The organism is Shouchella tritolerans, from assembly GCF_025770735.1.
Classification (GTDB): Bacteria; Bacillota; Bacilli; order Bacillales; family Bacillaceae_D; genus Shouchella; species Shouchella tritolerans.
The window spans coordinates 98,576-112,868 of sequence record NZ_JAODPB010000006.1 but is presented as its reverse complement, the minus strand read 5'-3'; the positions used below and the strand labels follow the sequence as shown (position 1 = coordinate 112,868).

Annotated in this window: 12 protein-coding genes and 1 pseudogene; 10 read left to right on the top strand and 3 right to left on the bottom strand. The window is 40.7% G+C overall.

Going from position 1 to position 14,293, the window contains the following annotated elements; all coding sequences use genetic code 11:
- Window positions 1-206: 206 nt before the first annotated feature.
- Both N6H06_RS18555 and N6H06_RS18550 read right to left on the bottom strand, forming a co-directional pair.
- Window positions 207-1,391, bottom strand: a complete 1,185-nt coding sequence (locus tag N6H06_RS18555; protein ID WP_263707680.1) for an MFS transporter — start codon at window positions 1,389-1,391, stop codon at window positions 207-209.
- A 21-nt stretch (window positions 1,392-1,412) separates the two neighbouring features.
- Window positions 1,413-1,874: a MarR family transcriptional regulator gene (locus tag N6H06_RS18550; RefSeq protein ID WP_082808437.1), complete on the bottom strand. Its 462-nt coding sequence runs from the start codon at window positions 1,872-1,874 to the stop codon at window positions 1,413-1,415.
- A 292-nt stretch (window positions 1,875-2,166) separates the two neighbouring features.
- Between N6H06_RS18550 and N6H06_RS18545 the strand changes: the two genes are divergently transcribed.
- The 5 genes and pseudogenes from N6H06_RS18545 (at window position 2,167) to N6H06_RS18525 (ending at window position 9,650) form a co-directional block, all read left to right on the top strand.
- Entirely contained in the window at window positions 2,167-2,781 is a 615-nt protein-coding gene (locus N6H06_RS18545; protein ID WP_263707679.1) for a TetR/AcrR family transcriptional regulator, read from the top strand.
- Between the two features lie 417 nt (window positions 2,782-3,198).
- A pseudogene (locus N6H06_RS18540) lies at window positions 3,199-6,368 on the top strand (efflux RND transporter permease subunit).
- Between the two features lie 185 nt (window positions 6,369-6,553).
- Entirely contained in the window at window positions 6,554-8,191 is a 1,638-nt protein-coding gene (locus tag N6H06_RS18535) for an FAD-binding protein (protein WP_263707678.1), read from the top strand.
- A gap of 88 nt (window positions 8,192-8,279) precedes the next feature.
- The gene (locus tag N6H06_RS18530) at window positions 8,280-9,005 is read left to right on the top strand and encodes an SDR family NAD(P)-dependent oxidoreductase (RefSeq protein WP_263707677.1); all 726 of its coding nucleotides are present in this window, start codon (window positions 8,280-8,282) and stop codon (window positions 9,003-9,005) included.
- Between the two features lie 135 nt (window positions 9,006-9,140).
- A complete protein-coding gene (locus N6H06_RS18525) occupies window positions 9,141-9,650 on the top strand; it encodes a nuclear transport factor 2 family protein (protein WP_062750297.1) in 510 nt (169 codons plus the stop codon).
- 146 nt (window positions 9,651-9,796) lie between these two features.
- Here the strand turns inward: N6H06_RS18525 and N6H06_RS18520 are convergent, their stop codons facing one another.
- Entirely contained in the window at window positions 9,797-10,312 is a 516-nt protein-coding gene (locus N6H06_RS18520; RefSeq protein ID WP_082808435.1) for a ClbS/DfsB family four-helix bundle protein, read from the bottom strand.
- A gap of 275 nt (window positions 10,313-10,587) precedes the next feature.
- Between N6H06_RS18520 and dhaK the strand changes: the two genes are divergently transcribed.
- From dhaK to N6H06_RS18495, 5 genes are all read left to right on the top strand, one after another.
- Window positions 10,588-11,580 (top strand): dihydroxyacetone kinase subunit DhaK, encoded by a 993-nt coding sequence (gene dhaK / locus N6H06_RS18515; RefSeq protein ID WP_263707676.1) that lies wholly within the window; start codon window positions 10,588-10,590, stop codon window positions 11,578-11,580.
- 37 nt (window positions 11,581-11,617) lie between these two features.
- Complete coding sequence (dhaL, locus tag N6H06_RS18510; RefSeq protein ID WP_213029522.1) at window positions 11,618-12,232, top strand: dihydroxyacetone kinase subunit DhaL; 615 nt, start codon at window positions 11,618-11,620, stop codon at window positions 12,230-12,232.
- A 3-nt stretch (window positions 12,233-12,235) separates the two neighbouring features.
- Window positions 12,236-12,625 (top strand): dihydroxyacetone kinase phosphoryl donor subunit DhaM, encoded by a 390-nt coding sequence (gene dhaM, locus N6H06_RS18505; protein WP_062750294.1) that lies wholly within the window; start codon window positions 12,236-12,238, stop codon window positions 12,623-12,625.
- A gap of 80 nt (window positions 12,626-12,705) precedes the next feature.
- Window positions 12,706-12,927 (top strand): YfhD family protein, encoded by a 222-nt coding sequence (locus N6H06_RS18500; protein ID WP_404830362.1) that lies wholly within the window; start codon window positions 12,706-12,708, stop codon window positions 12,925-12,927.
- A 109-nt stretch (window positions 12,928-13,036) separates the two neighbouring features.
- A complete protein-coding gene (locus N6H06_RS18495) occupies window positions 13,037-14,281 on the top strand; it encodes an MFS transporter (RefSeq protein ID WP_062750293.1) in 1,245 nt (414 codons plus the stop codon).
- The last annotated feature ends 12 nt before the right edge of the window (window positions 14,282-14,293 follow it).

The following is a 14,293-nucleotide window of genomic DNA, read 5'->3' as shown; positions in this document are numbered from 1 at the left end:
CCTTCAAGGATCTTATTCTCAAAGGATGAAGTATTAGGATCGGCATAAATCATAAACAACCATTTCTTCATCATAATTCGAAGAAATGGTTGTTTGCATGAGCTATTAATCTTTCCCTTGTACTTGAAAAAGCAGGGGGAAGTTATACTAACAAAAAAGAAATCAAACCATTCTAACCTGAAAATAAAATAGGAGACTTCAGTCCGTCACAAACCTTTTCTCATGAAAAGAGGATACTGGCAAAAAGAAATAATCAATAGCAAAATGCCTAAAGAAATAAAGATGAATGTACTCGGTAGAACTTGACTTAATCCTGTAAACATACCGCCGATGGCCATGCCGGAATAACGGATAAAATTAAACATTCCTAAGGCAGCACCTCTATATTCTGAAATTTTATTACTGATCATTGTCGAAAACAATGGGGGCGCAAAACCGATAGTGACGCCATATAAAAACAACAACGTGCTTAAACCGATAATCGTTTTCGTATGGAGTATGCCAAAAAGGATAATCAACGCTGGCATGACAAACAGAGTGGCTCTATACAGCTTACCTAGTGCTATTTTTCTTTGTAACTTTTTAAAGAGCACACTGCCTATAATCATGCTTACAGTTAGAGGTAAATACAATAATCCGATGTTTTGTAAATCAACTTGATAATGATCCCGAAGTAATACCGGTAAAAATACAAGAATAGCAAAGTATATAAAAAACACAAAGAAGCTTATCAACATCATTATAAAAACAACACGATTAGAAAAAACGGAACGGTACGTTTGTAAAAAACTAACGTGCTTTTGCGAATACTCTTTTTTATTACCATTGTCAGGAAGTACGTACATCATGAACAAAAGCAATATAGCAGAAATAAGCGAAAGAAATAGGAAGATTCCTTCGTAACCAAAATACTCTCCTACTAATCCGCCGAGTACTGGAGAAACCGCTGGGGCTAGAGTAAGTACGATCTGATAGGTACCCATTGCGTTTCCTCTTTCTTCCCCTTTAAATACGTGTGAAATCATATTGATTGTTACCAAGGGGATAATTCCAGCCCCAACCGCTTGAATCATCCTACAAATCGTAAAGAGCATAAAATGATTGGTGAATACACAAACGATCGTCGACATTCCCATTAAGGCAAACCCTAGTATTAATAACCTTTTTTGATTTTTTCGATCGATTACTGACCCTAAACAGAGTTGTACAAGCGCTATAGTCAGAATAAAACTGCTCACTGTGAAGTTGACCCAATGAATTGACACGTTAAAGGTATCTCGAATAAGGGGAATGACCGGTGTATAAATATTTTGATTCAAGGAAGCAAAAAAACTGCTAATGCTCAACAAATACAGTATAAGCAGTTTTCCATGAGCCCATTGTCGCGTCATACCTGATTCCCTACTTTCTATTTAATGTGACTTGATATTTTCTGTAAGAGCATGTAAAAAACGAATAATCGTTTCTAATTCTGTTGAATTAAATTCAGCAAAAATCCGCATGTAACGATTTCTTGCTTGTTCATGCAATTGATCATGGATAAAGGCGAGCATCTCTCCTGATTTCGTTAGACGATAAAACACTTCTTTTTTGTTATCTGCTTGTTGTATTTTTTCAAGGATTTGCTGATCCAATAATTTCTTTACTGCTTTTGTAACAGCTGGTTTCGATACGTTTAAATGTTCTGCGAGCATGGTATTATTCGCTCTTTCTTTTTCTTTTACAATCGCCACAATGTGTAATTGAGTCAGTGTCCAATCAGAAACAATCGCTTCCTCCTGGCTGCCTTTCATTGCCTTCCTTCTTCTGTCAGCTGCTTCTCTTTCTTTAATGACTTGTTCCAGTGCTTCGAGTGCTTGTTCTCTTTTATTCATTTGATTCACCTATCTTTCTTTAATCAATATTATTAACCAGTTAACTATAATGATTGTAACTCTCTAAAAAGGGAAAGTCAATGTTTAATAGTGTGCGTTATAGAATCTTTGCTTTTTGTTAACTGGTTAATTTTAGCATGTTCTAAGGATAGAAAAACGGTTTTATACGTATATGACAAGGCATGAAAAGTGACATTGTGTCATAAAATAGTTGACAAATGACACGGTGTCATTTAGTCTTGGTTCTAAGAAATGACACCGTGTCATTACAATAAAAGGAGAGAAAATAAGATTGCCGAATTCAACTTTTTTTAATTTACCTGAAGGCAAGCAACAAATCATTATAAACGCTGCAAGAAAGGAGTTTTCTAGAGTCCCATTACCAGATGCACTTATTGCGAATATAGTAAAAGAAGCGGAAATCTCAAGGGGGAGTTTTTACCAGTACTTTGAAGATAAAGAAGATGCCTTTTTTTATATATTAAATAGTTATGCCAAGGAGAAACAGCAAAAATTTCTGATGACGTTGAAAAACGCTCATGGCGATTTATTTCATACGATGGAAGTGATGTTTCATGAAATATTAAAAGAGCTGCAAAAGAGTGAAAATAGAAGGTTCTTTGGGAATGCACTAATGAACATGAACCATAAAGTAGAGAGTAGCTTTTCAAAAATGATTTATCAGAATGGGCTAGACAAGAATTTGAATGTAGTGAGTCAATTGATAGATATGGATAAGCTTAATGTTTCTAACGATAAAGAACTCTATTACGCCATCCAAATCATTAAAACGATTACTTTTCAAAATCTAAGTGAAAAATTTGCTAAAGATCTTAGTATCGAAGAAGCAATAAATAATTACAGAACCCAAATGAATCTCATAAAGAAAGGACTTGAGAAGGATTAAGAGAGGAAGTTTTTGAAAATGGTGATTTAAACTTGCTTAGCTAGTTTATCAAGAAATCAATCCATGTTGAGAGCAGAGTGTTTGTTTTGTTAAAAGATCCAACCGAAGTAACATAAGATTTACTCATGCTTTTTTTAAGGGTAATAAACGAGAAATGAAAGTAACTTTTGGACTATGAAGTTCCCTCACACGGATTGTCCACGCGAGTCTACGTGAGTTCGGACAATCCGCTTTTTACAAAATAAATGCATATTCCACTAAGTCGTCCTGACAACAATCCACAACTAAGACAACAACGCTGAAAATCATTTCGCCCATATTCCTTTAATATTGGATATTTCTCATTCCATACAATCTCTGTTTCTACATAGTTAATGAAGAAAAAATGAAAGCAAAAAATGAGTGAGGTATTGTCCCATGAAAAAATTAATTGATTTTTCTTTGAATAACAAATTTGCAGTTTGGATCTTAACGGTAATGGTGATCTGTATCGGCCTATTTTCTGGACTCAATATGAAACAAGAAATGATGCCCGATATTCAGTTTCCAAGCATATCTGTTGTTACTTCGTACCCTGGTGCTACACCGGATGAGGTCATGAATGATGTGACGGTTCCCATTGAGCAAAGGATCCAAAACCTAAAAGGCGTTACACTAGTAAACTCTTCTTCAATGGCAAATGCTTCATCTGTGCAACTTGGTTTTGATTTCGATACAGATATGGACGTAGCGACGAATGAAGTAAAAGAAGCGCTAGCTGATATTTCTTTACCTGAGAGTTCCAATAGTCCGCAAGTCTCGCGTTTAAGTTTTGATGCGTTTCCAGTGATGTCTGTAAGTATTAGTAATGCTAATGCTACGCTAGAACAATTAACAGGCACTATAGAACGTGAAGTGATTCCAGCTTTAGAGGGAATCAATGGTGTGGCAAAAATACAGATGTCCGGTCAACAACTGAACGAAGTCGCGATTCGTTTTGACGAAGACAAAATGGCGCAGTATGGGTTGAATGATGAAAAAGTCCAACAAACAATTCAAGGATCAGATATGACATTCCCTTTAGGCTTAACTGATTTTGGTGGAACGATCAAAAATGTCGTCATTGATGGAGATATTGAGACGGTAGAAGACTTAAAGGCTTTGGAGTTACCTATACCTCCACAATCAACGGCTGGATTGGATACAGGACAGTCCGGAAGCGTTCCGGAACAACAGGACGATGTTTTGGGGCAATCCCGATCTGCACATGAAACCATAACCGAACAGAATGGGGATGGAGAAGCAACTACTGTCAAACTTAGTGAAATAGCTGATGTTGAAGTAGTTAATAAAGTAGAGTCTATTTCCAGAACAAACGGCGAGGAGTCCATCGGGATTCAGATCGTGAAAGCACCGGAAGCAAATACGGTTGAAGTTGTAAACGTTGTCAAAGAAGCGATTGCAGACTTTGAAAAAGAGTTGGGCTTTACAGCGATAACAACGATGGATCAGGCTGAGCCTATTGAAGAATCCGTTAATGCAATGTTAGATAAAGCGTTATTTGGCATCATCTTTGCTGTGATTATTATCTTGTTATTCCTAAGAAATGTTAGAACAACATTCATTTCCATCGTATCGATTCCATTGTCTTTATTGATCGCCCTTTTTCTACTTTGGCAAATGGATGTTAGTTTAAATGTGATGACATTAGGGGCACTTACAGTTGCTGTAGGTCGAGTGATTGATGATTCCATTGTCGTGATGGAAAACATTTATCGGCGCATGCATTTACCTGGCGAGAAACGACGTGGAAAAGAATTAATTAGAGAAGCAACGAGGGAGATGTTTATTCCGATTCTCTCTTCTACGATTGTGACGATAGCCGTATTTTTACCTTTAGGAATCGTCAAAGGGATGGTCGGAGAAATGTTTTTACCATTCGCTTTAGCTGTTGTATTTGCTTTAGCTGCGTCTTTACTGGTGGCCGTCACGATTGTCCCTATGCTTTCTCATTCACTATTTAAAAAGAATGTAGAAGGGATCCATCGCCAAAAAAAGGGCAAAAAAGGCACTGGCAAACTGGCTTCTCTTTATCAAAACGTATTAGACTGGGCGCTTAACCATAAGCTCATCACATTTGGCAGTGCCACCGTCATCTTGATCTTGAGTTTGTTTTTAATTCCTTCTATAGGCGTTAGCTTCTTACCAGGTGACGAACAAAGCACAGTGACCGTCACATACAGCCCAGAGCCAGGCCAGACGCAGGAAGACATAGAAGAAGTCGTTCAACATGCAGAACAATTTTTAAGTGGTTATGATGGCATTGCTCTTTATCATTATTCAATCGGCGGGGGAACTCCATCCGGTCCTATGATGGGAGTCGGTGATGATCATTCGGCCCAATTTTTTATCCAGTTTGATGAAGATGTTGATATAAGCAAAGATAGCATCACGGTAATGAAGGCATTAAACGAAAATACAGAGCGGGGCGAGTGGGGAAGCGTCGATAATTCGCCAGCATGACAGGTGGTGGAATCGAAGTATATGTATACGGTGAGAGCATAGCCGATATTCAACGTGCTGTTGATAATGTGTTGCCGGTTATGGAAGAACATGAGGGCTTGGATAAAGTCGAATCTAGTCTAGCAGAAGCATATGATCAATATACCCTTATTCCTGATCAGAACAAGTTGAGTCAATATGGTTTAACAACGGCGCAAATAGGAACAATTTTAAGCCAAGGAAAAGAAACCCCAATCCTTACAACCGTTAAACATGAAGGGGAATCGATTGATGTATTTATTGAAATAGAGGAAAAAACGTATAACACCATTGAGGATTTGGAGGAAATGGAACTACAAACCCCTCTCGGAACGTCTATTGCTGTTTCTGATGTAGTCACTATTCAAGAAGGAAAGTCGCCTGAAACGATGACTCGCAGAGATGGAAAAATGCATGCTTCCCTTAAAGCGGATGTTGTTAGCAGAGATGAGGCCGGTGTTTCCAATCGTCTCGAAAATAAACTAGACGAGATGGAGTTACCAGAAGGGGTAAGTATTCAATTTGGGGGAGTCTCTGAGCAAATTACCGAGTCCTTTACTCAATTAGGGCTGGCAATGGTTGCAGCAATCGCAATTGTTTACTTTATTTTAGTCATTACGTTCGGTGGCGCACTGACGCCATTTACGATTTTGTTTTCTTTACCATTTACCATCATTGGAAGTTTAGTTGGTTTATGGATAGCCAAAGTTCCACTTGATGTGTCTGCCATGATTGGAGCGCTGATGTTAATTGGCATAGTGGTGACAAATGCGATTGTGTTCATCGATCGAGTGATCCGTAATGAGAAACAAGGGTTATCGACTAGAGAAGCGTTGCTAGAAGCCGGCTCTACTCGCTTAAGACCTATTTTAATGACTGCACTTGCGACGATTGGGGCACTATTGCCATTAGCCATCAGCTCAGAAAATGGCGGATTTATATCACAAGGGTTAGGGGTCACGGTCATTGGTGGATTAACAAGTTCTACATTGTTAACACTTGTCATTGTTCCAATTGTTTATGAGTTTTTTGCGAGAATGCGTAAAAAGAATACAGATAGACGCTAAAAAATCTAGTGACTTTTAATCGTTCCATTCATGTTTGACAAATTCACTGAGATAGAAGCGTCTTAAATAAGACGTGTCACATCGATGATAAATGGTTCTCTGACATAAATCATCAAAGGGAAATAGAGTGTTTTATTAAGCTTCTATTGAGTCTAGTGAGTTCTTAAAAAAATGGGGGGAAAATGATGGATTGGAATGAAGAGTATGACGTTGTAATAGTTGGTAGTGGTGCAGGAGGATTCGTATCGGCGATTACAGCTGCTTATCATGGTTTAAAAACGATCATTATCGAAAAAGCGGATGTTTGGGGAGGGTCATCGGCCCTTTCCGGCGGAGGATTGTGGATCCCGAATAACCATGTATCGAAAGCAGCGGGTTTACAGGATAGTGAGGAAGAGGCACTTACCTACATGGAAGCGGCGATAGAAGACAGAGGCCCTGCTTCTACCTATGAACGGAAGGTTGCTTATGTGAGAAACGGGCATAAAATGGTGAAATTTTTAGAAGAGCAAGGTATGAAATGGGTGCCAGGTACTTTATACCCTGATTACTATCCGGAAAAACCTGGTGGTAAGATTGGACGCTCAATTGAGGCGGAAATTTTTGATCTTCGATTACTCGGTGATTATAAAGACACGTTAAGAATGGGCGAGCTTGGAGCGCCTATCCCACTGTACTCTGGCAAAGTAGCTTCGTTACCAAAAGCCTTTACCAATGCAAAAGACTTTAACACTACGGTTGGAATGTTTCTTAATGGGTTTAAATATAAACTAAAACGCCAACAGCCTGTATCCATTGGCGCAGGACTTGTTAGTCGTTTACTGAAGATTGCCCTTGATCACAACGTAAAAATGAAGCTGTCCACACCATTGAAAGATCTTATTGTGAACAATCATCAAATAGAAGGCGTAAAAGCGGAAAATCAAGGGAAAGAACTTTTTATTAAAAGTCATGCCGTCATTCTAGCAGGCGGCGGTTTTGAGCGAAACCCTGCATTACGTAGAAAATATCATCAGATCGGAGCTGATTGGACTTCAGCGAGTCCAGATAATACAGGGGATCTTCTCTTCATTGCGCAAAAACATAACCTAGATACAGATTTATTAGATGACGCGTGGTGGGGACCAGCGACAATAGATCAAAATGGCGCACGGAAATTTCTCGTTTATGAACGCTCCATGCCACACAGCATCATTGTTGACCAAACTGGAGAGCGTTATTTTAATGAATCACAATCTTATACAGATGCAGGGCATGCCATTCTTGAAAGACATAAGGAGAACGGAAAAGCCATTCACTCATGGCTCATCATGGAAAGTAGAAATCGGAATCGCTATTTATTTGGAGATATGCTTCCAAGATTAACCTCTAAGGAAGCGATCGAAAGTGGGTTTTTCATTAAGGCAAACTCGATAGAAGATTTAGCAGAAAAATGCCAAGTAGATAAAGAGCGCTTGAAAGCAACCATTCATCGTTTTAATGGATTTGTAGAAAAAGGGGTAGATAAAGACTTCGGGCGGGGGAACTCAGCTTATGATAACTATTATGGGGACCCAAGATATAAAAATCCTAATTTAGGGGCGATTGAAAAAGCACCGTTTTATGCGTGCAAAATTTTCCCTGGCGATTTGGGTACGAAGGGTGGCATTGTTGCAAATGAATTTGGTCAGGCACTTCAAAATAATAGACCAGTCGATGGACTATATGCAATCGGAAACTGCTCAGCATCCGTGATGGGAAGAGTGTATCCTGGACCAGGTGCTTCCATAGGGCCAACAACCGTATTTGGTTATATAGCAGCAAATCATATCAAAGAGAAATGATGGGGGTGATGAAGAATAAACTATAGTCAAAGTCAAGTAGGTTTAATGCGTTTGGGAAGAAGATCAAGTACGTAAGGAGGAAAAGGATATGCGGTTTAAAGACATGACAGCTATCGTCGCTGGTGGTGCTGGTGGGATTGGTAGAGCGATATCAAAAGCATTAGCAACTGAAGGCGCAAATGTGGTGATATGGGACTTAAATGAAACATTATTAAAGGAAGCAAAGCAAGAAATTCTTGATCATAACGGTTCTGTTTCTACCATGTTGGTGGATGTCTCTGACTATAACAAAGTCAAAGAGTCTGTTGACAAGGTCGTTGAGGAAACGGGAAAGCTCCATATGATGGTTGTGACAGTTGGAGGAGGACAGTTTAAGCCGTTCATTGAATACACGCCAGACTTTTGGCATAAACAAATCAACTATAACTTGAATACCGTTTTTAATTGCTTTCATGTTGCATTGCAAACGATGGTCAAACAAACATTTGGCCGGCTCCTTTGCTTCACTTCTTCATTAGGTGGGACCCCCGGGCTTGCTGCTTATCAATCGGGAAAGGCGGCTTGTAAAAGCTTGATCGAAACCATTTCTGCCGAACATGGAAAGGACAATATAACGGCTAATTCCATCATGCCAGGGATGGTGCTTACTCCATTAACGCTAAAAGCATTTGACAGGCCAGGCGGTGAAGAACAGCTTAAACAATCCATAAAAAATTTGCCAATGGGGGAAAACACAGTAGAAAATGTGGCGAGAACGGCTTTAAATATTCTTGAAGATGAGCGAATCGCAGGTCAGGTTATCTCTTTAAGATAGATTGACTGATTTTTGTCTGCAGGCACGTTCAATGAAAAACGTTTATCCCTGTAGAGCTTTCATCCGTTTACAAATGTCTTGATCTTACATTTGAGTGTGTTTGGGATGTATACGACTATTCGAGGAGGATGAATCTTGGAATCTCTTGATAGGTTGAATGAATTGGTAGCAAAACAAGAAATCAACGAGCAACTCTATGCTTATTGTCGTGGTATGGACCGCATCGATAATGAACTTGCTAAAAACGTTTGGCATCCTGACGGTCGCGTTGATTACGGAGACACATTTAAGGGAACTGGTGAAGAATTTGTAGAATGGGTATCTGAACAACATCGCCATTTACAAGTAACTTCTCACCAAATAACGAATATTCTCATCGAAGTTAAGGGAAGGAAAGCTTTCAGTGAGTCTTATGTGACAATGGCTGGGAGAATAAAGAGAGGAGACAAAATTTACGAACAGAGAGCTAGAGGCCGTTATCTTGATCGCTGGTCATACCGTAACGGACGATGGGCTATCGACGACCGCCAATTTATCAATGATTTTGCAAATATAACCGAACTATCCGATGCTGGGATGCCCCAATCTACAAACTCCAAACGAGACCGAACCGATGCATCCTACCATTTTCTAGAAAAATGGTAATAAAAAAATAAGGCGAATATAAATCATTTAATATGATTGTATTCGTCTTTTTTTGTCGGGCGCTAATGGGGTTGGTACATATTTTTAGGAAATGTAGAGGAACGAGAAGAAAGGGGTGCGGAAATCATCCTTAACGTCCGGATCAATCATTGCCCTTTCATCTTTTTCCACTTTCTAATTTTTGTTCGAAAGCTTTTAAATGGAGCCACTGTATTGATATGAATCCATTTCCAAACAGGCCAATTGGCTGGTGTAGAAGTTGCCCATTGTCTACCACCTGGTTCAAATAATTCTTGGTCGCTGTAGCTTTCAACTAATTGAATGATTTTATGAACATCTTGCTGAAACCGTTCAATCAATGTTTCAAGGGAACACGCTGCATATTGGTCATAAAAGCTTTGATAAAGGCCACCAAGATTATTCCATTTATAATTTTCCGTTGGCGTTATGACATGCTTTCCGTCCTTATTATCTTGTTCCCATGAAAGGATTAAATTGATCCATCCTAATTGGTAGGCAATCATCTGGGATGGCGTTCGGTCAACTTCTTTTACGAAGACATCTTTATCAAAATCATTAATAGCATGAAATTCATTAATGAATAACGTTGCTCTTTTCATCATTTCATCAATCAAAGCTTGTTTATTCGCGTAGTTGCTCAGTTGTCATCATCCTTTCCTAATCATTTTCGCTTATACAGCATTATACCATCGAATGACTCTTAAAAATGTGAAACCGATGTTCACATTATGGCTTGATGATCTCTTTAAAGCATTAATTCGATCATCCTTTTATAAAAGGTTATTCGCAAATGAGTAATTAGAAAAACTGTCACAGATCATTGGATTACTGATTGGCGCGGCAGGGAATATAGATGTATGCGAATAATTATATGAATAAGCATCGATTTGCTCATAAAGGAGAGGTGAACATAAAAATGAAAAAATTATTGAACGATCCGAATCAGTTAGTGTCCGATTTTTTAGATGGGTTTACTGCTGTTCATACGACTCAATTGAAACGCCTTCCAAATACAAATGTGGTTGTCCGCAGGCAGGCAAAGGCTGATAAAGTTGGCGTTATTAGCGGAGGAGGCAGTGGCCATGAGCCTGCTCACGCAGGTTATGTTGGTCACGGGATGCTCGATGCGGCCGTATGTGGTGAAGTCTTTACTTCGCCAGGCGCTGATCAATTTTTAGCGGCGATTGAAGCAGCCAACCAAGGAAAAGGTGTGCTGCTCGTCATAAAAAATTACAACGGCGATCGCATGAATGCAGAGATGGCGATGGAAATGGCTGATTCACAAGGGATTCAGACAGAAATGGTTGTCGTTAACGATGATGTAGCTGTAACCGATCCAGCACAACGGCGTGGCATCGCCGGCACGGTTCTTGTCCATAAAATGGCAGGAGCTTGTGCAGAAACGGGCGCTAGTTTAACGAAAGTAAAGGAAGTCGCTGAAAAAGCGATAAGCCGTATCCGCAGCATGAGTGTGGCTTTAACGCCTTGTTCATTGCCTGGCGTTGACCAGCCTAGCTTTGCGTTGGCAGAAGACGAGATGGAAGTCGGCATCGGCATACATGGTGAAAGAGGGATGTATCGAGAAAAAGTTGCTTCTTCGCAAGAAATTGCCAAATTGCTCGTGTCGAAAGTGGCCGCTGAATTGCCTGGCTCTGATCCACTAGCTGTCCTTATTAACGGCATGGGCAGCACGCCGTTAGTAGAGCAGTACAGTTTTGCCCGTGACGTTCTAGCTGAACTAGACAAGCAGTCCTATGAAATACATTCCACCTATGTAGGGGATTATATGACAAGCCTTGATATGGCAGGCATTTCCTTGACGTTGTTTGTTGTGAATGAAGAGTTAGCACCTTACTTACAGGCAGAAGCGAGGACTGTGCAATGGCAGACGGAAGCAACTCGTTTTTGAAAAAATGGCCGATCATTTTAACAGAGGAGGAACGAGTATGAATACAACACAGCTTAAACAATGGTTAACAGAGCTGGCGGCTGTTATTGCCGACAACAAAGACGAATTGTCGAAATTAGACCAAGCATTAGGGGATGGGGATCATGGCATTAACATGCATCGTGGCTTTCAAGCAGTGCTTGCCGAGCTGCCAAACATAAAGGAGGAGGATGAGCCAGCGGCATTGCTGCAAAAAGTCGCAACCATTCTCATTTCAAAAGTAGGAGGAGCGTCAGGACCTTTATACGGTACCGCGTTTTTACGAATGGCCACTGCATGCAAAGGAAAACAGACACTTGATGATGAGACGATGGTGGTTGCTCTCAAACAAGCAGCTGAAGGCATCGCCCAACGCGGAAAGGCAGCCCCTGGAGAAGGGACGCTTCTTGATGTTTGGTCCACAGTTGCGAATGAAGCAAGCGAAAACGGCATTGATTGGCACCAGTTGGAAGCGTCTGCTAGAGAAGGCATGGAAGCAACGAAGGATATGGTCGTTAAACGTGGCCGTGGCGCGATTTTAGGTGAGCAGTCAGTAGGCCATATCGATCCTGGGGCAGTATCAAGCTATTATTTGTTTAAAACGCTATGTAACATAATGAAGGCAGGCGAGTGACGTATGGCAGACACACGTGTAGCGATTTTGCTTATCTCTCATGTAAAAGCACTGGCAGACGGCGCACAAGCATTGATGCAACAAGCAAACCCTAATGTTGGTATTTATGCTTGCGGCGGATTGGAAGATGGAGAGATCGGCACAAGCATCGAACGAATTCGTGCCGTTATAGAGGCGATACCAAGTGATCAGGATATTTTGGTTTTCTATGATATAGGAAGCGCGAAAATGAATGCTGAAATGGCACAAGAGTTCGAGCTGAACCGGACGATCATGATTAGCGACGCGCCTTTAGTTGAAGGAGGATATGTGGCAACGATTCATTCAGGGCTAGGAAAAGGAATCGAAGAAGTAAAAAGGAATGCAGAAAGCAGCTACCAGAAAGGGGAGTAAACCAACGGTCATTTCGGCAAAAACGAGCGGTCACTCTTGTGTTTCTTTTTAGACATGCATAGAAAGGAGTTTGAACGGAGATGTTAATGGAACAAAGGAGTGATGTTGAAATGACAAGAGGACAGTCTCGTAATAATAAGCATAAAGACAAAGCCAAATTGTCGCAAACGCCAAAACAGGAAATCGTAAGTGATGGAATTGACGAAGAATATTCCGCTGAACTTGCGGATCAAGACGATATAGAGGCTCAACAACGGGCTGCTGCTGCTGACAGACGCGCCAACCCTGATAACCAATCATAATTCATACCAGCCAACCCGAATGGGTTGGCTTTCCTTTGTAAAAAGATGGTTGCGTGAATGCCCTTTCTTCGGTATTCTTTCCCTATAAGAGGGCGAAAAGGGGAAGAGAATGGAAAAGAAAAAAGAGTGGCGCCGTTTAGCCATTTTGCTTGCTTCGATCGGTATGGCCAACATGGGTGATTTTGTTTATTTAGTGGTGATTAATCTTATCGTCTTTGACATGACTGGTTCGGCTGCCGCCGTAGCCGGGTTGTGGATTGTTAGCCCAATTGTGAACATCTGCACGAAATTTTGGACGGGAAGTTTTATTGATTATCGGAGCAAACGGGCAGTGATGATGGTGACATACGGACTTAGGGCCGCTTTTATTGCTTTGCTTCCTTTAGCCCCTAACATTGCTATGATTTATTTGATTCTTGTTTGTTTAAGTGTGGCCCAATCGTTTTTTACGCCAGCGTCGATGACGTATATGACGATGCTCGTCCCAGTTGAAAAGCGGAAGCGCTTTAACGCCATTCGCTCGTTTTGTTCATCGAGTGCGTTTATTGTCGGTCCTGCGATTGGCGGTGCTATGATTCTGGCAACCTCTATTTCCTGGACACTTTGGGCAAATGCTTTGTTTTTTGTCGCTGCCGCTATTTTCCTTGTGCTATTGCCAAAAGTAGAGAAAATCAACGAAGCAACGGTTCCGAAATTAACGGTTGCACAAGTGGCTAAAGATTTTACTGCTGTCGCCGCATTTTTGCGAAACCATCCATATATCACATTCATTTACGTTATTTTTTTGCTAGTCATGTTGTTTTCGTTTGCCATGGATACGCAAGAAGTTGTCTTTACACAGCAAGTTGTTGGTTTATCGCAAGTTGAATACAGTTTGCTTGTTAGTATTACCGGGATCGGTTCGATTGTTGGTGCAGCCGTTTTGGCACTGTTTGCCAATCATATTCCGTTGCGGCATATGATTGGCAGTGGGCTCATTTTGATGACAGCAGGTTACCTCATGTACGCGTTTTCTTGGTCGTTTTGGTCCATTGCCGCTGGCTTTATTGTCCTCGGCTTGTTTAACGTGTTTGTGAACGCCGGAATGGCCACTTTTTATCAAAACCACATTCCAGTAAAGATGATGGGGCGAGTTACAAGCATAATGCAATTAGGCCAGAGCATTTTTCAAATTCTTTTTATTTTAGCGGTAGGCGTGATGGCGGATTGGTTTTCGTTGCGGCTAACCATTGTGGTGCTGGCCCTTGCGATGGCTGTCCTCGCCTGTCTATTTGCGATTTCCGTTTTCCGACCAGGCAATCGGCCATTTTTTGAAGATCAAACAACAAACCAGCAAACGGGACAACAAGTTTAGAAAAGGGTGCGG

Excerpts from the sequence above, each read along its gene's own strand:
- N6H06_RS18555 (WP_263707680.1), bottom strand. The coding sequence starts at position 1,391 with ATGACGCGACAATGGGCTCATGGAAAACTGCTTATACTGTATTTGTTG.
- N6H06_RS18550 (WP_082808437.1), bottom strand. The coding sequence starts at position 1,874 with ATGAATAAAAGAGAACAAGCACTCGAAGCACTGGAACAAGTCATTAAA.
- N6H06_RS18535 (WP_263707678.1), top strand. The coding sequence starts at position 6,554 with ATGGATTGGAATGAAGAGTATGACGTTGTAATAGTTGGTAGTGGTGCA.
- N6H06_RS18530 (WP_263707677.1), top strand. The coding sequence starts at position 8,280 with ATGCGGTTTAAAGACATGACAGCTATCGTCGCTGGTGGTGCTGGTGGG.
- dhaK (WP_263707676.1), top strand. The coding sequence starts at position 10,588 with ATGAAAAAATTATTGAACGATCCGAATCAGTTAGTGTCCGATTTTTTA.
- dhaL (WP_213029522.1), top strand. The coding sequence starts at position 11,618 with ATGAATACAACACAGCTTAAACAATGGTTAACAGAGCTGGCGGCTGTT.
- dhaM (WP_062750294.1), top strand. The coding sequence starts at position 12,236 with ATGGCAGACACACGTGTAGCGATTTTGCTTATCTCTCATGTAAAAGCA.
- N6H06_RS18500 (WP_404830362.1), top strand. The coding sequence starts at position 12,706 with ATGTTAATGGAACAAAGGAGTGATGTTGAAATGACAAGAGGACAGTCT.
- N6H06_RS18495 (WP_062750293.1), top strand. The coding sequence starts at position 13,037 with ATGGAAAAGAAAAAAGAGTGGCGCCGTTTAGCCATTTTGCTTGCTTCG.